The sequence below is a fragment of the Ruegeria sp. CDSB113 genome (assembly GCF_059611045.1).
In genome coordinates, this window is the sequence record NZ_JBXWOU010000005.1 from 222320 (window position 1) to 246077 (window position 23758).

Genomic DNA, 23758 nt, shown 5'->3' on the forward strand with positions numbered 1-23758 from the left:
GGGGTTCATTCGGGTGCAACATTATCCGCATTGCGACCAGTGCGCGAGGGGTCGTACAGGTCTCGTTTTTGCCGCAAAGCCGGTTTAAGTCTCCGATATGGTTCTCAATGATTCCGAGCAGGGCTCGAATAAGAAAAACCAAAGAGCCGCGGCGCGGCATCGGCGCGCGGATGCGCTGCGCAGACGGGCGTTGTCGCCTGTACGCATCATTTTCATGATCCTCATGTTGCCCGCCACCACTGCGGCGATTGCAGTCGGCGTCTTTCTGCGAACATCCGAATTCGAACATCAGGATGCCCTTTTGCACCTGGTGGCGTTGGCGGGCTGTCAAGCCGCCGAAGCCTTGGTGCCGGGGCCGTACCGGGATGGTGAGCCGGGATATCACGCGCGTAACGATACGAATGGGGATGGTGTGGCCTGTGGTGCGGCTGTTCTCCAGTTCGCAACCCCCCAACCGGCTGCGGACCCTCAACCGTCTGCTACGGCGCCGCAACGGCAGGTGGGTACGGCCAAGTTCGTCCGGCCCTGATCACCTCGACCTGAACATTCAAATCTATGCTATAGTGCACGTGACGCGCCGCTTCGGCCGTCAGTGGGGGATTTCGCCCTGAAAGGGAGAAAAGTCATGTTTGCACGTATTACGCAGTTCAAAATGAAGCCTGGCATGCGGGATGCTGCCGAGGCCAAGATGAATGAATTGAAAGACCAGATTATGGGCATGGAAGGCATGCACAGCTTTACCAATGTCATGAATGAAGACGGCACCGGATTTGTCGTCGCAGTTGTCCAAAGCGAGGAAACATCAAACGCGAACGCGTCCAAAGTGGCTAAGCTTTGGGGACATTTTGCCGAGTTTCTCGAAGGTCCGCCATCGCCTGCAGGGTTTGATGTGGTGGTTCACTGGGACAAGGGATAAAACCTCGCCCAGCGCTTGCCAAACCACACCCAATCGCCAAAATTGGGCTGATGACCCGCGATGAATTCAACAGCTTTTGTGCCAACCTCAAAGCCACCAGCCATGTGGTGCAATGGGGCAATGCGGATGTGTGGAAAGTGGGCGGCAAGGTTTTTGCGCTCTGTGGCTGGAACGACGGCAAGGATGCTTTCACTTTCAAAGCGACTGATCTGGCTTTTGAGGTGCTGGGCAGCGAACCCGGCATCCGCCCAGCGCCTTATCTGGCGTCACGGGGCATGAAATGGCTGCAGGTCTATGACGAACGCGGGATGAGCGATGCGTCGCTGCGCGAGCATATCGTGACGTCCTACGAGTTGGTCGTGGCCAAGCTGACCAAGAAATTGCGGGCGGAATTGGGTGTTTAGCCCTTCATCGCCTGCAGCAATTCCAGCAGTTGTTTTCGGTCGCCGTCATCCGTGTAGTCACCGGTGGCCAGGCGCTCGGCAATGCGCAGGCGCAGGCGTTCCTGCTGGGTGCGCACCTCTTCGCCGGCGGTCTCAGCCAGAGTTTTCATGATCATCGCCACCGCCTGTTGCCGCTTCGTGGTGGGGTTGGCGACATAGTCGACGAGGCTCTGTTGCCCGGAATCGAGGATGTTTTCGGCCAGATCACGCAGTTGATCGCCGTTGGGCAGCAGCGGGGCTGGGGCGTCCTCGGGGGGCAGGATTTCCGGTACGCTGCGCGGGGTCTCGGCCAGCGCATTTGCGCCGTCTACAAAGGCCTCGGTGATCATTCGCGTGATCTTGATGGCGCGCGGGTCCTTGAACAGGGCCGAAGCGATGGCCACGCCGTAATCCGTATAGACCCACGGATTGACCCGCCGCCCACCGCGGCCCTTGGGTTTTGAGATCACATTCTGTGACTGCAAATCGGCGACCTCGGCATCGGTCAGCTGAAAGCGGTAGCCCTCGAACAGATCCTTGTTGCGCGAGACGGCCTGATTGAAGGCGCTGACGGATTTTCCGTAGAACTGCGCCAGATCCTCGGCCAGCACCACGCGAGTGCCGCGCACTCGGTGAATGGCGTTTTGGACCTCATGCGTGCTGGGTAGGGCGTTCGTCATGGCAACCGATTGGAATCACAATTTGTGATTTCAAACGTGGAGGAGTGCGCGCTGGGCTGCAAGTTTGAAGTGCGGTGGGCATGAAGCGACATCAATCCAACTGTTTGCTTTCCAATTCAATGTGATCAAAGCTGTGCCCAAACCAACTGAGTTCACCGGTAACACGCACAGTGTCACCCGGTTTAAGGCGCGAAGCCGAATAGCTGTCCAGACCACAGTTCAATACTATAAGGTCGGGGGCGTGAAGGGGCGAAAAGACAATGCAACCACGCGTCCGACGGTTTTCTGAAGTGTGTACGACATTGTAGTCGATCGTTCCCACAGGGTTTTCGGTCAAATAGTTCCATGTGATCGGGGCTCCACTGTTTCTGATCGTCCATAGGCCGAAAAGGCCAAGCAATGGGGTTGCTACCAACAAAGTCAGCACCCTTGAGGTTGTGCTCATTTGATTCTGTTTATTGTGCGGAGGCCTGATCAGAGTACGTAGAAAAGCAGGAAGAATGGCAAATGCCCCAACGGTCACAAGGGCAATCCAAAAATTCCTTGAGACCCACTCATTCCAACCTGTCGCGGGAACGGTGTTCCCAAATAAAAATACTAGGCTAGGGAAAACGAGAACAAGCCATAAAGGGAGTTCGACTAAGTGATCCCAGATATCCCGTTTCCGAAGATTTTCCATGGATATTTCCGCCGATCTTTCGGACTCAATGAAGTCGCCGGAATCAATAAAAAATCTACGAGATGAGCGAAATGCCAGGCCAAAAGGACATATGAAAACGACAAACAGCAAGCACAACGACGCCATTAAATAAAGGGCAATCGACTGTGGGAGATACAGCGAGTAAAGGCCACGTGGTGGTTTGAAGCCTTGGCTTAAAGCGACAAGCACCAAGACAAACCATATTCCAGTGACGACAACAAAAAACACTTTCGGGCCGACCGACATGCATCTCCTCAACATCTGGTCATAAAGCGAGGGGAGGAGAAAAACTGCTGTAATAGCAAACATAAACAAGCTGATAGCTGCCACGAGAACAAAGTTCGCGCTGCCGATCTGCCAATGTATCGACGAGGCATTGACGGTGACAGCGGTAGCAACGAGACCAATTAGGCCGAACACTCGACCAGCCAAATCACTCAACAAAAGAGACCAGTTCATTTCAATGCCTATGGTTGCAATAGCTGTGAGCGTTATACTCCAGCATGCACCTTAGGCAAGAACATGGCGGCAGTTATTCACCTCTTTCGGCGCTTCACATTCCCACCCCGCTGCCCCGGCCGGCCAGCCGTCGACCGTCCGCGCGATTTCACCGCGTCCTCCGAGGCTTTCTCGACCGCCCATTGGCGCGCCATTGGGTCGTCGGCGATGGCCAGATCGACCGCTTCCAGGCGCTTGATCTCATCCCGGATGTTGGCGGCCTCTTCGAATTCCAGGTTCTCGGCGGCTTTGCGCATCTTGTCGCGCAGACCGTCCAGATGCGCCTCGAGGTTGGCGCCGTGCATCGGTTTGTCGATGGTGGCGGTGACGCGGTTCATATCGACGTCGCCCTGATAGAGACCGGCCAGAACGTCCTCGACATTCTTCTTCACCGTTTCGGGGGTGATGCCGTGTTCGTCGTTATAGGCGATCTGTTTGGCGCGGCGGCGGTTGGTTTCATCCAGCGCGCGTTCCATGCTGCCGGTGATTTTGTCGGCATACATGATTACCCGGCCATCGGCGTTCCGCGCGGCGCGACCGATGGTCTGAACCAGTGAGGTCTCGGATCGCAGGAAGCCTTCCTTATCGGCGTCCAGAATAGCGACCAGCCCGCATTCGGGGATATCGAGCCCCTCGCGCAGCAGGTTGATGCCGATCAGCACGTCGAACGCCCCCAGACGCAGGTCGCGCAGGATTTCGATGCGTTCCAGCGTGTCGATATCCGAGTGCATGTAGCGAACCCTGATGCCCTGTTCGTGCATGTATTCGGTCAGATCCTCGGCCATGCGTTTGGTCAGGGTGGTGACCAGCGTGCGATAGCCATCGGCGGCGACCTTGCGCACCTCGTCCAGCAGATCGTCGACCTGCATGCCGACAGGGCGGATTTCGACCTCGGGGTCCAGCAGGCCTGTGGGGCGGATCACCTGTTCGGTGAAGACGCCACCGGTCTGTTCGATCTCCCATTTCGCCGGGGTGGCCGAGACGAAGACGGATTGCGGGCGCATGGCGTCCCATTCCTCGAACTTGAGGGGGCGGTTGTCCATGCAGGACGGTAGGCGGAACCCGTGTTCGGCCAGCGTGAATTTACGCCGATAGTCGCCCCGGTACATGCCGCCGATCTGCGGCACGCTGACGTGGGATTCATCGGCGAAGACAATGGCGTTGTCGGGGATAAATTCGAACAGGGTGGGGGGCGGTTCACCCGGCGCGCGGCCCGTCAGATAGCGCGAGTAGTTTTCGATCCCGTTGCAGACGCCGGTGGCCTCGAGCATTTCCAGATCAAAGTTGGTGCGCTGTTCCAGCCGTTGGGCTTCCAGCAGCTTGCCCTCGCCGACCAGTTGGTCCAGCCGGATGCGCAGTTCCTTTTTGATGCCGATAATCGCTTGGTTCATCGTCGGTTTCGGCGTCACGTAGTGCGAGTTCGCGTAAACGCGCACCTGCTCCATCGACGCGGCGCGTTCGCCGGTCAGCGGATCGAATTCCGTAATGGTTTCCAGTTCTTCACCGAAGAACGAGAACTTCCAGGCGCGATCCTCAAGGTGGGCAGGCCAGATTTCCAGTGAATCGCCCCGAACCCGGAACGAACCGCGCTGAAACGCCTGATCATTGCGGCGGTATTGCTGGGCGACCAGATCGGCCATGATCTGACGCTGGTCGTATTCGTTGCCGACCTTCAGATCCTGCGTCATCGCTCCGTAAGTTTCGACCGAGCCGATACCGTAGATACACGAGACCGAGGCCACGATGATCACGTCATCACGCTCCAAAAGCGCCCGGGTGGCCGAGTGGCGCATCCGGTCGATCTGTTCGTTGATCTGGGATTCTTTCTCGATATAGGTGTCCGACCGCGCGACATAGGCCTCGGGCTGGTAATAGTCGTAGTAGGAGACGAAGTATTCGACCGAGTTTTCGGGGAAGAAGCCTTTGAATTCGCCATAAAGCTGGGCCGCCAGCGTCTTGTTGGGCGCAAGGATGATTGCAGGGCGTTGGGTTTCTTCGATCACTTTGGCCATAGTGAACGTCTTACCGGTTCCCGTCGCGCCCAGCAGAACCTGTTCTCTTTCGCCGTCAAAGATACCGTTGGTCAATTCCTTGATCGCAGTTGGTTGATCACCAGCAGGCGCGAATTCGGTATGCATGACGAACTGCTTGCCGCCCTCGAGTTTCAGGCGCGCGCGAACGTCATCAGCGGTCAGCTGTGTCTTGTCGGAATGGGCATAGGGCATAGGCAGGCTCCGGATCAGGCCCTTACATTTGTTCTTATTTTGTCCAACTGCAAGGCCTGATCCGGTTCAGAAACTCAGTTTCAGTAATAGGCATACTGTGCATCGGGGATTTGATCCGATTGCACCTTGTCGGCCAGAGCTTTCAGATTGCCATCCAGAACCCGGCCCATCATCGCCTTCATCAGTGTTTGACCCATCAGCCAGCCCAGCGGGCCATATTTCATCTGGTAATCCATGCTCCAGACGACCCGTGAATGGCCATTCGCAAGGGGTTCGATGGTGATGGCTGCATGTGCTTGGGTCAAAGGCATCGCCGGCATCTCGGACAAGCGAACGCGATAGCCTTTGTTGACTTGCCAATCCGTCACTTCCTCGACCAGCGAAGTGCCGTTTTCAAAGTGGCAACGCCGTTTCGACCCGACGCCGTCTTGCCCAGTCGTCAGCGCGTCCACCGAGGCGACTTGTGGTGCGAATTCGTCGATTTGCATGAACCGGCTTAGAATGGCCCAAAGAGATTCGGGCGATGCGTCGATTTCCAGGCTTTTTTTGTGGTGGATCATGTTGGTGTCCTCTTGATGGCGTTGCACGATGTATATAAGGCCCTGATGCCAGTTTCTGACATCAGGACGTGATCAGCTGTGACAATTCCTATCTTGTCCCAGCCTGTACTCTGACGCATAAACAATCTCAGCCAAGTGAGGACGGAGAGGCGACATGCGCGCACGGATTTACAAGCCTGCCAGGAACGCAATGACTTCGGGGATGGCCAAGACCCGCAAGTGGGTTCTGGAATACGCGCCCGCGTCGTCGCGTGAGGTTGATCCGCTGATGGGCTGGACGTCTTCCGACGACACGCAAACTCAAGTGCGCCTGAAGTTCGACACCAAGGAAGAGGCACTGGATTACGCCAACGACAATGGCATCGAAGTCCAGGTCAGCGAACCGCACAAGCGCAAACCCAACCTGCGTTCGCGCGGCTATGGTGAGAATTTCGCCACCGATCGGCGCGCGCCCTGGACCCACTGAATGATCGAAATCCATGAGGCCGACCCGACCTCGGACGCACTGCGCCCATTGATTGAGGCGCATTTTGCACATGGCGAAACTGCCGGACCTGCGGAAAGCAACCATACCATGGATGCCCAGGCTCTGGCTGCCGAGGGCATCAGGTTCTGGGCCATGTTTGAGGACGGACAACCCGTCGGCTGCGGAGCGTTAAAGGCGTTGCCGGACGGAACGGCCGAGGTGAAGTCCGTTCACATCATCTCGAAGGTGCGTGGACGCGGTCTGGCGCGTCAGATGATGAACCACCTGACAGATGAGGCCGGCTTCCAAGGGGTGGCGGCTTTGGTTCTGGAAACAGGTGCGGAACATCTGCCGGAATATGCGGCCGCCCGTAAGCTATATGAACGGCTTGGGTATTCCTATTGCGGTCCGATTTTTGGATATGAAGACGACCCGAACAGCGCCTTTATGCGCTTGGCTCTTGAACCCCGGAAGTAAAAACAGCAAGAAGGGCCCAGCGGTCCCGTAGCTCAACTGGATAGAGCAGCTGACTTCTAATCAGCAGGTTGAGGGTTCGAGTCCTTCCGGGATCGCCAACCATTATCCCCAATACCGGCGTAATCGCCGCCTGGATCACCTGATCCAAGCCGCCTTTGGTGGATTTTTTCAATGCAGGCGTGGGAACATATTGCTTCTGCAGGGGGCAACGTACGCAAAATATTGCCGTTCCCACTACCCTATCGAGCGAAACTCTGCCGTTTAAAGCATGCGCGCGTTTTTGGACTGCGGTTTGCACAAATCTGATCAAGTTTGACTGCGACGATTGCGAAAAATCGGAGGATGGACGATGTCGCAGGCCAGCACGCTTGAGCGTGAAATGCTAAATTTGATCAATGCAGAACGTGCATCACGCGGCCTTGATCCTGTGCAGCTGGAACTCCGCTTAAACGCTTCGGCCGAAGAGCACAGCCAGTGGATGCTGGAATCCGGTAACTTCTCGCATACGGGTGAGGGCGGCAGCTCGGCCACCCAGCGTATGCGCGACGCGGGTTTTGTGTTGTCCGGGTCCTGGTCCACAGCCGAGAACATTGCCTGGCAAAGCCAAGGCGGAGAGCCGGGATTTTCGGACGATGTCGTCGATCTGCACAATGCACTTATGAACAGCCCCGATCACCGCGCCAACATCCTAAATCCGAACTTGGCGTACATCGGCATCGGAATTGAAATTGGATCATTCGGTGGTATTCCCGCCGTCATTGTGACCCAGAATTTTGCCCGTACTTCCGCGAGTGTCCAGTTGGACACTGGAGTCGGCTCGGATGCTGGAGGCCCCGTTACGCCAGCAGATCCGGTAACGGTCGTTCCCGATCCGGGCGAGCCGGCAGATCCGGTTTCGACATCCTCGCAAGAGAACCTGTCGTTCGGGGACGCGGACACGCTCAGAGGGACACCGGAAGAACTGGACCAAAGTATTGTCAGCGGGTTTGGCGTGGGAAAATCCCTGATCATTGAAGGGGTTGAGCTAAATCGGTCCAACGTCCGCTTCACCGATGGTTCGAACGTTGGATTCGATCTTGATGGTGACGGCACGACTGACCTGACTATTTCTCTGGACGGTGGGCAGACAGGCGGTGACTTTTTTGCCATCGCCAAGGATGGAAACACTGTCGTCAGCTATGCAAATTTTCTACCTGGCCTTGCGCCCGGAGTCAGAGTTGACGCCAGCATCGTCAACGGCATCGTAAACAAGTCCTTTCTCGAAGGCGACGGCACCACGGATTTTCGGATACAAATGGTCGACCTTGGGACCGCAGAATTTAACAATGTTCTCGGCGTCTACGACATTCTGAGCAATGGCGAAATCGCGAATGTGCGCCTGGTGTTTGGAAACACCAATGCTGCAAATGGCACTGTAGACTTAAATAACGTGACCGACGGAAGCCGCCTTGGGTTCTTTATTGTTCAGGATGGTGCTGATTGGGCCCAGACCCTTTCAGACAGCGACGATTTGGATTTTGTTGCCAGCAATGGTGGCATGGCAGACGTGGACGACGAATTTGATTTCGTTTTGACGGTGAATGGGAGCTCTGCTGGCGTCACCACGTTTCACGCCGAAAAGGCGGCTTTGAATAGTGACGATCAACAACACGCGCTTTCCGGCGTTGTTTCGGGAGGCGAGTCAATGGCCATCGGTTTCGAGGACTTGACCGGTGGAGGTGACTCCGATTTCGAAGATGTCGTGTTCAACGTAACCAGGCTTGAGGATGACGCGTTTTTGATGGTTTAGGTCAATTTGTCGATTGCATGCTGATATTCGTATTGAAAGTCACCGTAGGCTGTTCGAAGTAATCTGCACGGCCCAACAATGTAGTCGACTGGTCTAACCCGCAAACCAAACAATATCGTTGTTGGTAAGTTCAACTGCCAATTCAGTGAAGTGGATGGTGGGTGATGAGAGACTCGAACTCCCGACATCTTCGGTGTAAACGAAGCGCTCTACCAACTGAGCTAATCACCCGTGACGGTGCATTTAGCCAAGCCTGCGCCCGGGTGCAAGAGGGTCCGGCAGAATTTCTTTCCCAGAATCTGATTTGTTCGCCACTGGTAATTCAATCCGGCGGGAAATTCGCCGTGCCGTGAGTAGTGGGGTTGTTTCGATTGTGAGGGGCCTGTCGTTTTGCGTTCTACCTCGAGGGTGATTGCAAAGGCGCTTGCGTGTTACCTGCCGCCTCAGATATCCCCAAAGGAACTGCAACTTTCCAGGCGGGAGAAAACCGATCCTGTCCCACGCGCGCCGAGTTCTGATTGCGGCCCTGGTTCTGGGCGCTTTGACGCTGGCCCCGCTTCGCGCGGGGGCCGAGGGGATTTTGGTTTTTGCTGCGGCTAGCCTCAAAACCGCGCTTGATGAGGTGGCATCTGAATTTGAGCAGGAAACTGGGCAGGCCATAACTGTATCCTACGCGGCCTCGTCCGTTCTTGCGCGCCAGATTCAGTTGGGTGCCCCGGCAGATCTGTTCATTTCCGCCAACGTGGATTGGATGAATGTGCTGCAAGATCAGGGCCTGATTGACCCCACTACGCGTGTAGATTTGCTGGGCAATGGCCTGGTTCTGGTCGCTGGGGGCGAAGGGACTGACATTGGCGAAATGCGGCCCGGAGTCGCTTTGGCCTCCGCACTGGATGGTGGATATCTGGCCATGGCGCTGGTTGATGCCGTGCCGGCAGGGATCTACGGAAAGGCGGCGTTGGAAAGCTTGGGGTTGTGGCAGGGCATTCAGGGCCAGATCGCACAAACGGATAACGTGCGTGCAGCCCTTGCACTTGTTGCCACAGGTGCGGCCCCGATGGGGATCGTCTACCGATCCGATGCGCAGGTCGAGGGACGGGTTCGTGTCATCGCCGAGTTTTCGCCTGACCTGCATCCGCCCATCATCTACCCGGCGGCTGTGACGGCTGCCAGTGCTGAATCCGCGCGGGTGTTTCTGAAGCACCTGCAATCTCAGACTGCGCGGGCTGTGTTTGAAAAGCAGGGTTTCACCCTGCCGAACGGATAGCGGCATGGGGTGGTTGGGACCTGCAGAGCTTGAGGCGCTGAAGTTGTCGCTGCGTGTGTCGTTTTGGGCAACACTGGTGACATTGCCTTTGGGCATATTCGTTGCCTACGCGCTGGCACGTTGGCGGTTTCCGGGTCGGCAGGTCTTGAATGGGCTGGTGCATCTGCCCTTGATCCTGCCGCCAGTGGTGACCGGCTATCTGCTTCTTTTGACTTTTGGAATTCAAGGGCCGCTCGGCAAGTTGCTGGCAGAGATCGGAATTGTCGTGGCGTTTCGTTGGACCGGCGCCGCCCTTGCCGCGGGTATAATGGCATTTCCGCTGATGGTGCGGGCCATACGCCTGTCGATCGAAGCTGTGGACCCCAAACTGGAACAGGCCGGGGCCACACTGGGTGCATCACGCCTATTTGTGTTTGCCACGGTGACCCTTCCGATGATCCTGCCCGGCGTCATCGCCGGGGCAATACTGGCCTTTGCCAAAGCGATGGGAGAATTCGGGGCAACGATTACCTTTGTGTCGAACATCCCGGGTCAGACGCAAACCCTGCCGTCAGCAGTCTATGCCTTCCTGCAAGTTCCGGGCGGCGAAGCCGCGGCCACCCGTTTAGTGGTCATCTCGATCGTGGTTGCCATGAGCGCGCTGCTGTTGTCCGAGTTCATTGGGCGACGCGTTGCCGCGCGGGTGGCCGGATCATGAGCCTGTCCGTCCGCCTGCAGCACGATCTGCCCGACCTCAAGCTGGATCTGAGTTTTGATGCCCCCCCCGGTGTGACGGTTCTGTTTGGGCGGTCCGGGTCTGGAAAGACAACCATTGTCAACGCTGTTGCCGGTTTGGTGAAACCCATGGCCGGTCGGGTTGCTGTAGACGGATGGGAGCTGTTTGACACCGCGCAAGGCCTCTGGTTGCCACCGCACAAAAGACGGCTGGGTTACATCTTTCAGGAAGGCCGTCTTTTCCCACATCTCACTGTGCGCCAGAACCTGTTCTACGGAAAATGGTTCGCGCCCAAGGGCGTCCGCCGCGAAGACCCAGACAAAGTGATCGAAATGCTGGGGATCGGGCACCTGTTGAACCGGCGGCCTTCAGGGTTGTCCGGCGGGGAAAAGCAGCGCGTTGCCATTGGCCGCGCTCTTCTGGCCAGTCCACGGTTGATCCTTGCGGATGAGCCTCTGGCCGCATTGGACGACGCGCGAAAGGCTGAGATATTGCCGTATTTTGAACGGCTGCGGGACGAGGTTTCGGTGCCGATTTTGTACGTCACACACTCGGCTGCGGAAGTTGCGCGCTTGGCGACATCGGTTGTCGCGTTGCAAGAGGGCAAGGTCCTGCGGCATGGCCCGGCCTCCGATGTACTGGCCGATCCGTCGGTCGCACCGGCGGGTGTGCGGGCTGTCGGTGCGGTGTTGCAGGTTCGGGTCGTCAAACATCATTCGGACGGGCTGACTGAGTTGGACGCAGGCGGGTCGTCTTTGTTTCTGCCCCGGATACCCCTGCAAATTGCAGAAGAACTGCGAATCCGCATTCCCGCGCAAGAGGTTATTCTTTCCAGCAAACGGCCCGAAGGACTTTCGGCCTTAAATGTTCTGGAAGGAACAGTCGACACGATCCGCGCAGGCGAAGGGCCGGGGGCGATTGTGTCCGTAAGAACGCCGGCAGGTTCTGTATTGGCCCGCGTCACCCGCCGCTCAGTTGAAGCGTTGGGATTGGAACCGGGCAAACCCTGTTTTGCAGTCATCAAAACGGTCGCACTGGCACCGCAGGACGTGGGCGGGCACCTGCGCGGGGTCTAAGCCAGCGCGCGGGCTTCGAATTCTCGCAGGATCAGGCGGGCTGCCCGGCCGAATCCCAGCCCATTCGGCGTGGATGTGTCGGGGAAAATGGCGGCGAGCTCCTGCAATGCGTCCGAGGACAGTGTGTAAAGAGATTCCTCACCCAGATAGAGGCTTTCAGCCAGTGCGCCCTCGGCTGTCAGTATTTCGTGGTTATCCAGCAGGATGTGAAAATACTCGACCGGGTCATCCGAGGTGTCAATCTCGATACCTGGCCAGGAACAAAGATGCTTGGCCGCAACCAGCGCGTCGGGCGCGCCGAACAAAAGCTCGACCTTTGGTCCGCTGACCAGAATGCGGTGTTGCTGTGATACCAGCAGATCGCGTTCGGGCTGTCCTGCGCCAAGGCTGCCAGCTTTGATCCGAACAGGGCGCATGGCCGGATTGTCACACAATCGGTCCGGCGAAAAGGCGCTGCTTTCCACCCACCGGATCGGTTGCAGCCCGCGATCTACGGTCATCACCTTGTCGCCAACGTTCAGGGTTTCTATCTTTTGATTGCCTTTTTCGGCCAAGATCAAGGTGCCTGCAGTAAAGCACACGCCTTCAAGGGTGATGGTGATCTCTTGGGTCAGTTCATATGGTTGGAAGAAAAAGTCCAATCCGGTGACTTGTACCGTGAAGGTATCAGTGACCGTAGTCCCGAACGGGATATCGTCAAAATCGCTTTGATTGACCGTGTAGGTCCATTCGCCGGTATTTGGGTTAATGGAGGCTACGCCCAGTGATGGCTGATCAGAGATCGACCAGGATTGCGTACGGGGAAAGCCAGTCAAGCCGAGATCACCGCTGGCCTGATTGGGCGGGTCTCCAGTCACAAAACCAGTTGTTGTCCCTACGATCGATACCATTTCAAGACCCTCCCATAGACAGGAGATCGCGGAACTCTTTCTTGCGGTAGAGTTTCATATGAACGTCTCCAGCGTCGTCGCGGGTCCACTCCACGATGCGATTTCGGGTCAGATCGCTGTCCATTCGATTGGTTCGGACCCGTGGGTGGGGTATTTCCTTCTTCAGTATTTCGACGATCTGGTTGGTCTGTCCAAACGGGGCCACAAGGTCGACGATCCAGAAGGACGTGCCGCTGGCAAAGTCCGTATCCTTCAGCGGTTTTTCCTGAATGGCGTACCGACGCTCGGCTTCGGGGCTGAGACCCGCGAAGGTCACAAACCCGCGTGGGAAACCGTTCTGTCGGAAAATGTGGTACTGGTTCAACCGAAAAGGCGTTTCAAAGGCATACAGCACCTGCCCAAGGGTGCGCGGCCTGTGTGTATTGGTCAGCGATGCAAGATAGAACATGGCGCCGAAATCCGCGTATTTTTCGGACGGGATATCAAACCAATCATTTGGAAACGCTTTGCTCAAAACAAACCCCAGCCAATATATGCCTTGATCCTAATTTCTTATGACCCAAAATGATACTGTTTTGCCTGTATGTTCTGTGTCGAGGTCCTGTCGGCCAAAATCCTGAAAATGGTGCCGCTTTACTCGGACCACGTGTCCGGTATGATCCTGAATAAGTGTTTCGAAACAGGAATTGCCATTATGCGAGTTTTGAAAATAGCGGCCCTGGCAGCATTTGCGGTGTCGCCTGTATTTGCACAGGGAATTGGGATCGGAATCGGCGCTTACCCGGGTTTTAAAACCACAGTCACCCCTATGAACAACGGTGTATACGAGGTCGCCGTCAGCGGGTCTTCGGCCCCGGTCTCGTATTGGTGCGGGATAGGGGACTTTGCTATTCGCACACTCAGAACCAAGGCAACTCAGCGTATCTATATTGTCCGCGCCTACGAAAAGGGCGTGCGCACGGTGCAGTTTTCACTTACCCCACCCGATGGTGTCGATACCACGCCGGGATATTCGATCACCGTAAAACGTGTGGGTGAGAACATGTCGGCGGGCTCCGCGCAGGGTTATTGCTTTGACAACTTCCTGGATTTTGGGTTCCGCTAATTTATCAGACCCATTTTGCCATTGGCGGAAGGCTCATAAGCACCGCATCCGGGTCATGGCCGGTTTCCAGCCCGAATTTTGTGCCCCGGTCGTAGACGAGGTTGTATTCGGCATAAAGGCCCCGATGCACCAGTTGCGTGTCTTTGGCCGTCTCATCAAAATCCTGGACACGGCGCTTTTCCACCAATGGCAGGAAGGCAGGCAGGAACGCGCGACCAATATCCTGGGTCAACGCAAAATCTGCAGCCCAGTCTCCGGTGCAATAGTCATCCATGAATATCCCGCCCACGCCTCGGGCGCGCTTGCGGTGGGGGATATAGAAATACTCATCAGCCCAGTCTTTCAGGCGGGGGTAGTGGCCGGGACCATGCGGATCCAGATGCGCCTTTTGGGTGGCGTGAAAATGCGCTGTGTCCTCATCATACTCGATGCAGGGGTTCAGGTCCGAACCGCCGCCGAACCACCATGCGTGCGGGGTCCAGAACATGCGGGTGTTCATATGAACGGCCGGTACATGAGGATTTTGCATATGCGCGACCAGAGAGATGCCCGACGCCCAGAAACGCGGATCTTCGGTCATCCCCGGAATCCCCTTGCGCGCCGCCATGGCCTGTTGCGCCCGCGCACCCAAAGTGCCGTATACGGTCGAGACATTGACGCCGACCTTTTCGAAGACCCGCCCGCCACGCATCACGGACATCAACCCGCCGCCCGCGTCGCTGCCGTCCTCGGATTGGCGTTTGGTTTCCTTGACCTCAAACCGACCCGGTGAAAAGTCTGCAAAGGGGCCAGAGCTGTGGGTGTCTTCAAGTGCCTCAAACGCGGCGACGATGTCATCGCGCAATTGGCGGAACCACGCGGCGGCGGTTGATTTTTCGGTATTGAACATGGGGATTAATGAGCCGGGGCTGCGACGGGGTCCAGCAAGGTGCGGCCGCCATCAATTGTCAGAATTTGTCCGGTGATGAATCCGGCTGCGTCCGAGGCCAGAAACTGTGCCGTCTCGGTCAGTTCGTTCGGGGCTGCGATCCGGGCCAGTGGCGTATGTTTCTCGATATCGTTTCGAAAGTCCCGGTTTTCCTTGAGCGTGGATTGCAGCGAGGCGCTCATGACCGACCCCAGCGCGATGGAATTGACGCGGATCCGTTTCGGGGCAAGGGCAACGGCCAGCGAACGTGTCATCTGATCCAGCGCGGCGGTGGATACGGAATAGGCCATCAGATCGGGATGGGTGCGCCGCGCGGCGATTGAAGACAGGTTGATGATCGACCCGGCGGGGCCTTCGTCAGTGTCGCCTGCTTGTTTTATCATGCGCTTGGCGACCGCCTGGCTTAGGCGCAGCGCGGGCATCAGGTTCTGATTGAGCAGCATGCGCACGGAATCGTCGTCCGCATCCAGCGGATCAGACGGGATCACCTGCCGCGCACCATTGATCAGGATGTCCACCTGATCAAAGGCATCTAGCGTGGCAGACAACAGGTTCGCGATGGTCAGCTTTTCCCGCAGGTCGCCAGCGAAAAACCGGATGTTGCTGTCATCGGCCTGTTCGCCAAGTTCGTCGGACAGCCGTTTTTCGTCCATGTCGGCAAACATGACATTGGCCCCGGCATCCGCAAAGTGGCGTCCGATGGCCAGCCCGACACCATTGGCGCTGCCTGTGACAATGGCGGTCTTGCCGGCTATGGAAAAGGACATGCGTTGTCTCCTGATTTGCGGCGCAGGTTAACCGGGATCACCGTCGAGGGCGAGAGGCGTGAAACACCTTGAACCGATTGTCGCCGGACACCTCGTGAACCTGCACGAAATTCTCGGCCAGCGTGACCTCGTAGGGTAGGTGGCGATTTGCGACCATCCACAGATTGCCGCTCCGGGTCAGGTTTCGAGCTGCGGATTTGATAAAGCCCTGACCCAGTTCAGGGTCGGCGGCGCGGGATGTGTGGAACGGAGGGTTCATGATCACCGTGTCCAACGATTCCGGCGCGTTCCACGTGACGGCGTCGGCCCAGTGGAACTGCGCGCAGGCCTCGGCCAAATTGACGCGTGCGCAGGTAAGGGCAATCTGGTCGGCCTCGACCAGATGTAACGCGCGCGGATTGGCGGCCTTTAGCACACCCGCCGCGAGATACCCCCAGCCAGCGCCCAAATCAGCGACCCTTGCACCCAGCTTTTCGGGCAATGCGCTCAGCAGCAGGGCCGAGGCAGGGTCAATCCCATCAGCAGAGAACACACCGGGCGCGGTCTGAAAGCCATCAACTGTCTGATTGTCCGGGGCGGCCCAGTCGGCAAAAGCCTCGGACGCGGATTGGAACCAGAATATCTTGCCGTGTGCCTTGGCGATGGGCCCCTCGACGTCAACGCGTTTGCGGATGTCTTTCAGCAGGCTGTCGACACCGTCGGTTTTGGCGCCGTCTATGACAATCAGCCCGTTGGCCCGCTGACAGGCCTGATGCACCATGCTGCGCGCCAGCGCCTTGGCACGGGGCAGTATCACGATGGCATCCTGACAAGGGTCGTGGGCTTCCGGCACGGCGGCAAAGCCCTGTCCGGCAAAGTGATCGTGAAACGGTTTGAATGGCTGCACCACCTGCGTTTCACGCGGCAGGGCCGACAGATCGCTGTCGGATGTCGGCCCAAGCACGCTGAGTGGTTGCGACAGCTCAAGGCCGCTTTGCAGGGCAAGATAAAGACGTGGGGACATCGGCAAATATGAGAGAGAAGGCTAAGGCGGCCTTACTCTTCCCGTTCCATTGTGCATTGCAGGGGGTGCTGGTGCCTGCGGGCAAAGTCCATGACCTGGCCCACTTTGGTTTCGGCGATCTCATGGCTGAACACGCCAACCACGGCGACGCCTTTCTTGTGAACGATTAACATGATTTCGAACGCCTCGGCATGGGTCATGCCAAAGAAACGCTCCAGCACATGCACCACGAATTCCATCGGCGTGTAGTCGTCGTTCAGAAGCAGTACTTTGTACAACGGCGGGCGCTTGGTTTTAGGGCGCGTCTGTACCAACAGCGACGGATCATCGTCGTTGTCCGGTTGGTCAGACATCATCCATTTGTGTTCAGTCATTGCGCCTTTGTCCGATTCAGGCTTCGGTTTGTCTGATCGGTTATATAACGTGCATGGGGCCAGAGAAAAGAGCCAGCAGGACGTAATCGAAATGGAAAAAGCGCTGACCACAATTGGGTTCGACGCCGACGACACGCTTTGGCACAACGAGCGGTTTTTTAAACTGACGCAGACGCATTTCACGGAATTGCTGGCCGATCACGCTGATCGCGATCACCTGTTGGATCGGCTGCTTGCTGCGAAAAAACGCAATATCCGGCACTACGGCTACGGAATCAAAGGCTTCACCCTGTCGATGATCGAAACCGCAATCGAGGTGACCGACGACCGTGTTCCAGCCTCGGTTATCCGCCAGTTGGTCGAAGCGGGGCAGGAGATGCTGGCCCACCCGATCGAGCTTTTGCCCCACGCGCGAGAGGCCATCGAAGCGGTGACTGATACGCATCGGGTGATTCTGATCACCAAGGGCGACCTGATCGATCAAGAGAGAAAGCTGGCGCAATCCGGTCTGGGAGAGTTGTTCGACGAGGTCGAAATCGTGTCCGAAAAATCAGCGCAAACCTACCGAGAGATATTTGCGCGGCATGGTGACGGGCCCGAATCTGCAATGATGGTAGGCAATTCGATGCGGTCCGATGTCGTCGCCCCAATCCAGGCCGGGTGTTGGGGCGTCTATGTGCCCCATGGGTTGGTTTGGGAGATCGAAAAGGCCGAAACCCCTGCGGACAATCCGCGCTATAGCGAACTGCGGGATTTGGGCGAACTTGCTGATCTTGTTCAGCGCCTAAATTGATGTTGCCAATTGGTCTCAGTTTTCAAAAAACGGGGCGGGATTTACATTCAGGGGTTCAATTTGCGCAGTTGTGGTAGGTCGCGGGCTATGCGCGTCTACATGTAGTGCTGGTTCGGACCCTTAACAAAACAGCGAATTTGCACGCTTTCGGTTTATTTCATTGGGTCTCTGTGTTAGCCTTATCGATAATAAAAATAATTAACGCTGACCGGGAAAACCCGGCGGCCTGAGGTAGACAGAGGCAAAGATCGTGCAGGTTCGGCGGACAGTTCCGGCCCGGATGGGCTTATTTCTTATAGCATTCTTGTGGCTGCTCTCCTTCGCGCCGTTGCAGGGATTTGCGGCACCATATGCGGCGATGGTCATCGACGCCCGGACAGGCGAGGTTCTGCATTCGCGCAATGCTGACACCCGACTGCATCCGGCCTCTCTGACCAAGATGATGACACTCTACATTGCGTTCGAGGCGGTGCGGAATGGTGAGATCACTTTGGACACGCCCGTTCGAATCACAAAAAAGGCGACGGCTGAACCCCCCTCGAAGCTGGGCCTGCGCACCGGGCAGACCATTGCGTTCCGGTATTTGATCCGGGCGGCTGCCGTGAAGTCCGCCAATGATGCGGCCACGGCAATTGGAATCGCGATCAGTGGATCCGAGGCCGCATTCGCGCGCCGCATGACCCGTACCGCCAAAGCCATGGGCATGAACCGGACGACCTTCAAGAACGCACACGGCTTGACGGAATCGGGCCATTTGTCGACCGCGCGGGATATGACCACGTTGGGTCGCCATCTGCTTTATGATTATCCGCAGTATTACAATCTGTTCTCGCGCCAATCCACGCATGCGGGGATCAAGACGGTTCCAAACACGAACCGTCGCCTATTGGCGGCCTATAAAGGTGCAGACGGTATCAAGACCGGATACACGCGGGCTGCGGGCTTTAACCTGGTTGCATCGGCTAAACGCAAGGACGAACGCATCATCGCAACTGTCTTTGGCGGTAAATCCGGCGCATCGCGGAACGCCAAAGTGGCCGAATTGCTGGATATGGGCTTCCGCCGCGCCCCCTCGCGCGCCCCGATCCGCAAGCCGGCGCGCCCGACCTATGCCGGAAACGCAGGATTGGGTGCGACCGTCGCGGCGCTGACAATCGCGCCAAAATCCAGTCTGCGCCCCGTTCTGCGCCCCGGACCGGGTGCCGCAGTTCAGGTTGCCGGTGCTGTGGCTGAAACGGCTGCAAAAAACGGCACGCGCATCAAGGATGGCATCGCCGCGGCAATTGCGGCTGCCGACATCCAACCCTCTGGTGATGGTGACGCACCCCGTCCCGCTGCGCGCCCGGCTGACCTGGTACTGGCCTCGACCGATCCGGCAGTGCAGCCCGAACCCGAGCAAGAGATCGTGACGCGCCTGTCCACATCGGGCGGGCGACTATGGGGCGTGAACGTAGGCCGTTATACCACCCGATATGAGGCGGAAAAGATTTTGCTGAAAACGGCCCTGTCGGAAATGACCACTCTGGAAGGCACGCTGCGCAAGGTGAACCAAAGCTCGCGCGGCTTCGACGCGACATTCCAGGGCATGACCCGCGAACAGGCCGATCTGGCCTGCCGCCGGTTGCAGGCCCGGAATGTGACTTGTTTCATGATCGGGCCGTCATAAGGCCCGACATACTCTCCTGAATGGATCTGGGCTGCGAGGAAACTCGCAGCCTTTTTTTGTCAGTCGAAGACGTGGCCGTGTTCGTATTGTTCATCCTGACCCGCCGCAGCGGTCAGGGCGGCCACGTTATCCTTGGTAAAGAACCCGTCATAGTGGTGGCAGCGTTCGATATACTCGGTGATCAACAGTGTATACTTCGAGTGCTTTGAGAAGATCTGCTTGAGGTTTGGATCGTCCTTACACTCGCCCACCACATGGGCAAGGAACGGTACACCTTCATCCTTGAGTGTGTTGACCACAAAATCGACGTTCTTTTCACCCGCGCCGTGATCGCCGTCCTGGATCTCGATCGCCATGTGGTGCAGGCGACGGCCAAAGTTCCGCACGAAATCCTCGGTCGGCATCGGCAGCTGTTCAAAGGAATTGACGAAGGAGGGCGTGTTGTTCGCTGTAAAGACCTTGGCGGGGGACTTCTTGTCATCGTCCACATTCGCGTTTCGGTTCACGTTGGTCGACGAGTTCATGTCAAAAATGTTGTACGCTCCCCAAAAGTAATAGGGCACCATGGTCAGAAACTCGAGGATCGCGTCCTCACGCTCACCAGCCAGAATGCGTGTTGCAAGGTGGTCGACCCCTAGCATCAAAGGCGCGATTTTGCTGTCTGCCCCGAATGCCGCCGCCTGATCCAGCCGCGCCTGTTCGTCACTGCTCAGCAGTATCCGGTCACCCAAACCAAGGCTGTCGGTGTCGTTGAAATCCAGGGATGAGTAGCCAACCCTGTTACAGGTGAAATCGGACGGAGACGTAAATCTGAACCCGTCCGAAGTGTAGAACGGGTTTTCGGTGTCGCCTTTGTACTCAAACCTGATGTTCTGATCTTCAAGCGTTTTAGTTAGGGTCTTAAGGTCCGTGGCGCCATAAATCTCTCCGACATAGCGGGTCTGGGGGGTGTTGCGGGCCAGCGGGTACATACGGTTGATGCGCGGGATAAAGTCTTCGAATGTCGGGCTTAGTGGCGCCATGACGATTATCGCAGGATAATCGGTGTGTGAGTGCATCACCGCAAATTTGTGCGTCTGACCCAGATAGCTGGCCGTATGTCTGTAGGGTGTCATGACATAAAGCTCGATCAGCGTGTCGAACATCGCGTCCGGTTCAACCTGAATGACGATCGCCTGCATCGCCCCGACCTGTTCCGCCACGCCCGAGCTTTGGCGGCGTTCGTAGATCATCGGCAAATATTGGTGAAAGAACTCAGAGTTCTTTTTGTCGCCGCGCGGTTCGTAATTCATCAGATCGAAAGACATTGGCCAACCTCCTTGCCTATACCGGTTCGGCATGGCGTTGCTTGGAATTGTGGTATTCAGAACATGCACTTGTCAGGCATGCTAGGGTCTGTATTCCATACAGGCAACAGTCAGAGGATAGATCGTCAGGATTACGCCCTTCTTTCTATCGCATGAATTTTGTCACATCGACCCCGCCGTCGATCAGGGATGTGCGAACCGAACGGGCGATTTGTACCGCGGTTGGGCCATCGCCATGCAGGCAGATCGTGTCGATGGATGTCTCCAGCCGCTGGCCACTTTCGGTGATGATGGCACCTTCGCGCACCATGTTCAGGATGCGCGGTCCGGCAATTCCTGGGTCATGAATAACCGCGCCGGGCAGGCTGCGGTCGACAAGGGTTCCGTCGTTGTTATAGGCCCGGTCCGCAAAGATCTCGCCGACCCATTTGCACCCCAGTTCGCGCACGGCTTCTTCTTGTTTGGTAACGGCCAAAACCATGATGATGATGTCCGGATCGACATCCAGCGAGCCCTGATAACAGGCTCGCGCCATGTCGATATCGACCGAGCACATGTTGGCCAGCGCTCCGTGCAGCTTCAGGTGTCGCACTTCGGTGCCAACGGCCTTGGCCATTCCGATTGCAGCCCCCAGTTGATACCGAACCAGATTGCGCAGGCTGGCATGGGGCACTTTCATGTTGCGACGGCCAAAGCCTTGCAGGTCGGGAAAGCCGGGATGCGCGCCGATCCCAACGCCGTTTTCGGCGGCCAAGGTCATCGTCTTGGCCATCACATCCGGGTCACCGGCGTGAAAGCCGCAGGCGATATTGGCGGATGTGATGATTTTCAGAAGGCTTTCATCATCGCCCATATTCCAGGGGCCAAAGCTTTCGCCCATATCGGCATTCAGATCGACGCTTGGCATAGGTGGTACTCCCTAGTCGGTGGCAGAGATCATTCCGCCGATCAATTGGTAGGACAAGAGGTCCGGGATGTCATGCGGATCACGGACCAGTGGTTCGACTTGCGCAGGTAGGCGGGCAAGTTCGGCTTTGTGGGCGGTTTGCAGGGACGTGGCCTCGTCCAGTGACACGAATTCGAACTTGATCTGCCCGCCCGCCGGGGTTTGTGCCGCGCGCGGCAGGTCACAGGGCAGAACCGTCGCGATACGGGGATAACCTCCGGTGGTCTGACATTCGGGCAACAGGATAAAGGGGCTGCCTGTTCCGGTCATCTGTATGTCACCGGGGGTGATGACCTCGGACAGAATGTTCAGCTGACCGTGGGCCGCGAAACCTTCACCCTCGCTATCCAACTGCATCCCCATTCGGTTGGCCCGACTGCCACGCCGAAACTCGGTTTGCACAAAGCGGTCCAGCGTTTCCTTATCAAACAGGGGGGTTTGAAAGCTGGCGATCACGCGTAGAACGCCACCCGTGAAGCGATCATCCGGGGTAAGTTTCATGCCCGTCACGACTGATCCGCTCGCGACTGGCAATGCATCTCCGGTCTGAATGGTGCTTCCGATCTTGGCGGTCAAATGCGCTGAGCGTGATCCCAGAAAGGCTTCGGACGCGATCCCACCGCTGACATGCAGGTAGCCATAGGTCCCGCGCGTCGCGGCGCCGACTACCAGCCGCTGCCCGGCTTCCATCTGGTGCGACGCATTCCAGACCACAGGTGCGCCATCAATGCTGGCTTGCATCGGAGCACCTGTCAGAGCGATGCCGAGAGATTGCGTTGCCTCGAACTCGCCACCCATTCCAGCCATTTCCAAGGCCGCAAGCTCCGGGCTTTGACGCAGCAACGCTGCGCCCTCGTGCAGGGCCAGCTGATCGGCGGCGCCGGATCGGGACAGCCCCTGATCCAGATACCCGACACGGCCCTGGTCTTGTATTGTGCAGGCCGGGCCAACGCGATGAACAATCAGACTCATCCCGCGATCTCCTCGCAGGTGGCCCCGCCTGAGCCGTCCGAGTTGTTGGCACGGATGCTTTCCAGTTCGTCGCGCGAAACGGACAGGAACTGCATTTCATCCCCTGGCTTCAACGCAAAGCTATGCGGTGCGTCAGGGCGAAAGCAACGAAATGCGGTTTGGCCCACGTGCCGCCAACCGGTCGGAGTGGGGCCCGAGAACAGTACGAATTGGGAAATTGCCAATACCAAGGCCCCCTCTGGGACCATAGGAGTCAGTTCCTTCAGACGTGGAATATTGAACTCAGGACCAAGCGGACCAAGATACGGCTGCCCTGGTGCAAAGCCGATGGTTAATACGCGTACCTTTGTGTCGCTCAGCCGCCGAACGGCTTCCATGGAATCCAACCCCGCCGCCGCCGCTGCCTCGTCCAGTTGCGGAGCAAGCTCGCCCCCATAAACTGTCGGGACCCGCCACAACCTGCGACCGGCAGGCATTGGTGCCTCAAACCAATTTTGCTGTGCAAGTAGGTGTCGCAGTTTATCCTGGATTTCAGTGCGAGGCAGTTTGTCGGGATCGAACCTCAGATAGGCCGATGCAAGGGATGCAGAGGTTTCGACAACACCGTCCCAGGATGCCGCGTCGATTGCGCCCCTAAAGGCCAGCGCCGCCCGGTTTGATGGTTCGGCCATGGCATCGGCAAAGGAAACAAGAAGGCCGTCATAGCCTACGGTACTTATGCGTGGAAACATGTCGGCTGTATTGGTGGTCATTTCACGGCTAACCCGGGCATCTTACAGAGGCGACCACACAGCATCCCGGGCCAATGCGCAAGCCCGACGAGGGTAGAGACGCGCGGATTCTATACCTGAATTGAGTGCCAGCGTGGTTTTTGGGGACGATTCCGACTCATTGAATCGCTTCCGACTCGGTTGAGTCTTGTGGTGTGATAGGGCGCCCTGTCTATATATAGGGGTACGCTTACTGGCGATGCGGGTAGGTGTAGGTCCGACTTGTATTTCAACTGATGAGATCGCCGTACGAGGGGGGCGCGTAGCGTCACTTAAGATATTGATAAATAACGGTTAAGTAGAAAAATGGAAAAAAATCGCCCAGGACGCCATTTTCTGCTTGCGGCTTTGCGGGGTAAACCTTAGAACCCCCTTCACCGGCGCTGCTGAGGCGGCGCTGACGGGTCGGAGAGACGGCCGGACGGGTTGGAGAGACAGCCGGACGC

At 57.3% G+C, this 23758-nt stretch carries 26 protein-coding genes and 2 tRNA genes; 13 read left to right on the plus strand and 15 right to left on the minus strand.

The window, feature by feature from the left end; genetic code table 11:
• Positions 1 to 223: 223 nt before the first annotated feature.
• From AC2FIS_RS12085 to AC2FIS_RS12095, 3 genes are all read left to right on the plus strand, one after another.
• Positions 224 to 529: an excalibur calcium-binding domain-containing protein gene (locus AC2FIS_RS12085; RefSeq protein WP_496773545.1), complete on the plus strand. Its 306-nt coding sequence runs from the start codon at positions 224 to 226 to the stop codon at positions 527 to 529.
• 96 nt (positions 530 to 625) lie between these two features.
• Positions 626 to 916 carry a hypothetical protein gene (locus AC2FIS_RS12090; protein WP_058273445.1) on the plus strand — a complete coding sequence of 97 codons (291 nt, stop codon included), beginning with the start codon at positions 626 to 628 and terminating at the stop codon, positions 914 to 916.
• Positions 917 to 966: 50 nt separating this feature from the next.
• Positions 967 to 1320: an MmcQ/YjbR family DNA-binding protein gene (locus tag AC2FIS_RS12095; protein WP_058278708.1), complete on the plus strand. Its 354-nt coding sequence runs from the start codon at positions 967 to 969 to the stop codon at positions 1318 to 1320.
• Here AC2FIS_RS12095 and AC2FIS_RS12100 read toward each other — a convergent pair.
• The 4 genes from AC2FIS_RS12100 to AC2FIS_RS12115 form a co-directional block, all read right to left on the minus strand.
• Positions 1317 to 2018, minus strand: a complete 702-nt coding sequence (locus AC2FIS_RS12100; RefSeq protein WP_496773547.1) for an ORF6N domain-containing protein — start codon at positions 2016 to 2018, stop codon at positions 1317 to 1319. The two genes, AC2FIS_RS12095 and AC2FIS_RS12100, sit on opposite strands and share 4 nt — an antisense overlap.
• 91 nt (positions 2019 to 2109) lie before the next feature.
• Positions 2110 to 3177 carry a hypothetical protein gene (locus AC2FIS_RS12105; RefSeq protein ID WP_496773549.1) on the minus strand — a complete coding sequence of 356 codons (1068 nt, stop codon included), beginning with the start codon at positions 3175 to 3177 and terminating at the stop codon, positions 2110 to 2112.
• 77 nt (positions 3178 to 3254) lie between these two features.
• Positions 3255 to 5441, minus strand: coding sequence for an excinuclease ABC subunit UvrB (uvrB, locus tag AC2FIS_RS12110; RefSeq protein ID WP_496773551.1), 2187 nt, complete (start codon positions 5439 to 5441; stop codon positions 3255 to 3257).
• A gap of 80 nt (positions 5442 to 5521) precedes the next feature.
• On the minus strand, positions 5522 to 6001 hold the full coding sequence (locus AC2FIS_RS12115; RefSeq protein ID WP_496773554.1) for an SRPBCC family protein: 480 nt from the start codon (positions 5999 to 6001) through the stop codon (positions 5522 to 5524).
• A gap of 154 nt (positions 6002 to 6155) precedes the next feature.
• On the opposite strand from AC2FIS_RS12115, the gene AC2FIS_RS12120 reads away from it, so the two are divergent.
• The 4 genes from AC2FIS_RS12120 (at position 6156) to AC2FIS_RS12135 (ending at position 8733) form a co-directional block, all read left to right on the plus strand.
• Positions 6156 to 6467 carry an ETC complex I subunit gene (locus tag AC2FIS_RS12120; protein WP_496773556.1) on the plus strand — a complete coding sequence of 104 codons (312 nt, stop codon included), beginning with the start codon at positions 6156 to 6158 and terminating at the stop codon, positions 6465 to 6467.
• Positions 6468 to 6944 carry a GNAT family N-acetyltransferase gene (locus tag AC2FIS_RS12125; protein ID WP_496773558.1) on the plus strand — a complete coding sequence of 159 codons (477 nt, stop codon included), beginning with the start codon at positions 6468 to 6470 and terminating at the stop codon, positions 6942 to 6944.
• Positions 6945 to 6965: 21 nt separating this feature from the next.
• Positions 6966 to 7042, plus strand: a tRNA-Arg gene (locus AC2FIS_RS12130).
• A gap of 251 nt (positions 7043 to 7293) precedes the next feature.
• Entirely contained in the window at positions 7294 to 8733 is a 1440-nt protein-coding gene (locus AC2FIS_RS12135) for a CAP domain-containing protein (protein WP_496773560.1), read from the plus strand.
• A gap of 155 nt (positions 8734 to 8888) precedes the next feature.
• On the opposite strand, the gene AC2FIS_RS12140 is transcribed toward AC2FIS_RS12135, so the two are convergent.
• Positions 8889 to 8964, minus strand: a tRNA-Val gene (locus tag AC2FIS_RS12140).
• 262 nt (positions 8965 to 9226) lie between these two features.
• On the opposite strand from AC2FIS_RS12140, the gene modA reads away from it, so the two are divergent.
• The 3 genes from modA to modC are packed head-to-tail and all read left to right on the plus strand — an operon-like array spanning position 9227 to position 11791.
• On the plus strand, positions 9227 to 10000 hold the full coding sequence (gene modA / locus AC2FIS_RS12145) for a molybdate ABC transporter substrate-binding protein (protein ID WP_496773588.1): 774 nt from the start codon (positions 9227 to 9229) through the stop codon (positions 9998 to 10000).
• A gap of 4 nt (positions 10001 to 10004) precedes the next feature.
• Positions 10005 to 10697, plus strand: coding sequence for a molybdate ABC transporter permease subunit (gene modB / locus AC2FIS_RS12150; protein ID WP_058278495.1), 693 nt, complete (start codon positions 10005 to 10007; stop codon positions 10695 to 10697).
• Positions 10694 to 11791, plus strand: a complete 1098-nt coding sequence (gene modC, locus AC2FIS_RS12155) for a molybdenum ABC transporter ATP-binding protein (RefSeq protein WP_496773563.1) — start codon at positions 10694 to 10696, stop codon at positions 11789 to 11791. The genes modB and modC overlap by 4 nt, the downstream gene beginning before the upstream one ends.
• On the opposite strand, the gene AC2FIS_RS12160 is transcribed toward modC, so the two are convergent.
• Both AC2FIS_RS12160 and AC2FIS_RS12165 read right to left on the minus strand, forming a co-directional pair.
• Positions 11788 to 12681: a Hint domain-containing protein gene (locus AC2FIS_RS12160; protein ID WP_496773565.1), complete on the minus strand. Its 894-nt coding sequence runs from the start codon at positions 12679 to 12681 to the stop codon at positions 11788 to 11790. The genes modC and AC2FIS_RS12160 overlap by 4 nt on opposite strands.
• Position 12682: 1 nt before the next feature.
• The gene (locus AC2FIS_RS12165; RefSeq protein WP_496773567.1) at positions 12683 to 13195 is read right to left on the minus strand and encodes a toxin-activating lysine-acyltransferase; all 513 of its coding nucleotides are present in this window, start codon (positions 13193 to 13195) and stop codon (positions 12683 to 12685) included.
• Between the two features lie 69 nt (positions 13196 to 13264).
• Here AC2FIS_RS12165 and AC2FIS_RS12170 point away from each other — a divergent pair, with 69 nt between their 5' ends.
• Positions 13265 to 13786 carry a hypothetical protein gene (locus AC2FIS_RS12170; protein ID WP_496773569.1) on the plus strand — a complete coding sequence of 174 codons (522 nt, stop codon included), beginning with the start codon at positions 13265 to 13267 and terminating at the stop codon, positions 13784 to 13786.
• A gap of 4 nt (positions 13787 to 13790) precedes the next feature.
• Here AC2FIS_RS12170 and hemF read toward each other — a convergent pair whose 3' ends face one another.
• From hemF to clpS, 4 genes are read right to left on the minus strand one after another with little or no spacing between them, the layout of a single operon-like run.
• A complete protein-coding gene (hemF, locus tag AC2FIS_RS12175; protein WP_496773571.1) occupies positions 13791 to 14675 on the minus strand; it encodes an oxygen-dependent coproporphyrinogen oxidase in 885 nt (294 codons plus the stop codon).
• A gap of 5 nt (positions 14676 to 14680) precedes the next feature.
• Complete coding sequence (locus AC2FIS_RS12180) at positions 14681 to 15481, minus strand: SDR family NAD(P)-dependent oxidoreductase (RefSeq protein ID WP_113792155.1); 801 nt, start codon at positions 15479 to 15481, stop codon at positions 14681 to 14683.
• A gap of 37 nt (positions 15482 to 15518) precedes the next feature.
• Positions 15519 to 16484, minus strand: coding sequence for a class I SAM-dependent methyltransferase (locus AC2FIS_RS12185; protein ID WP_496773573.1), 966 nt, complete (start codon positions 16482 to 16484; stop codon positions 15519 to 15521).
• A gap of 32 nt (positions 16485 to 16516) precedes the next feature.
• The gene (gene clpS / locus AC2FIS_RS12190) at positions 16517 to 16858 is read right to left on the minus strand and encodes an ATP-dependent Clp protease adapter ClpS (RefSeq protein WP_058271961.1); all 342 of its coding nucleotides are present in this window, start codon (positions 16856 to 16858) and stop codon (positions 16517 to 16519) included.
• Positions 16859 to 16949: 91 nt separating this feature from the next.
• Here clpS and AC2FIS_RS12195 point away from each other — a divergent pair, with 91 nt between their 5' ends.
• On the plus strand, positions 16950 to 17651 hold the full coding sequence (locus AC2FIS_RS12195; RefSeq protein WP_496773575.1) for an HAD family hydrolase: 702 nt from the start codon (positions 16950 to 16952) through the stop codon (positions 17649 to 17651).
• 280 nt (positions 17652 to 17931) lie between these two features.
• Positions 17932 to 19317 (plus strand): D-alanyl-D-alanine carboxypeptidase family protein, encoded by a 1386-nt coding sequence (locus tag AC2FIS_RS12200; protein WP_496773577.1) that lies wholly within the window; start codon positions 17932 to 17934, stop codon positions 19315 to 19317.
• Positions 19318 to 19376: 59 nt separating this feature from the next.
• On the opposite strand, the gene AC2FIS_RS12205 is transcribed toward AC2FIS_RS12200, so the two are convergent.
• The 4 genes from AC2FIS_RS12205 to AC2FIS_RS12220 all read right to left on the minus strand — a co-directional run bounded on the left by AC2FIS_RS12205 (position 19377) and on the right by AC2FIS_RS12220 (position 23294).
• Positions 19377 to 20624: a hypothetical protein gene (locus AC2FIS_RS12205; protein WP_496773579.1), complete on the minus strand. Its 1248-nt coding sequence runs from the start codon at positions 20622 to 20624 to the stop codon at positions 19377 to 19379.
• Between the two features lie 145 nt (positions 20625 to 20769).
• Entirely contained in the window at positions 20770 to 21531 is a 762-nt protein-coding gene (locus AC2FIS_RS12210) for a LamB/YcsF family protein (protein WP_496773581.1), read from the minus strand.
• Between the two features lie 12 nt (positions 21532 to 21543).
• On the minus strand, positions 21544 to 22542 hold the full coding sequence (locus AC2FIS_RS12215) for a 5-oxoprolinase subunit C family protein (protein WP_496773582.1): 999 nt from the start codon (positions 22540 to 22542) through the stop codon (positions 21544 to 21546).
• Positions 22539 to 23294, minus strand: coding sequence for a 5-oxoprolinase subunit B family protein (locus AC2FIS_RS12220; protein ID WP_496773584.1), 756 nt, complete (start codon positions 23292 to 23294; stop codon positions 22539 to 22541). The genes AC2FIS_RS12215 and AC2FIS_RS12220 overlap by 4 nt, the downstream gene beginning before the upstream one ends.
• Positions 23295 to 23758: the final 464 nt, after the last annotated feature.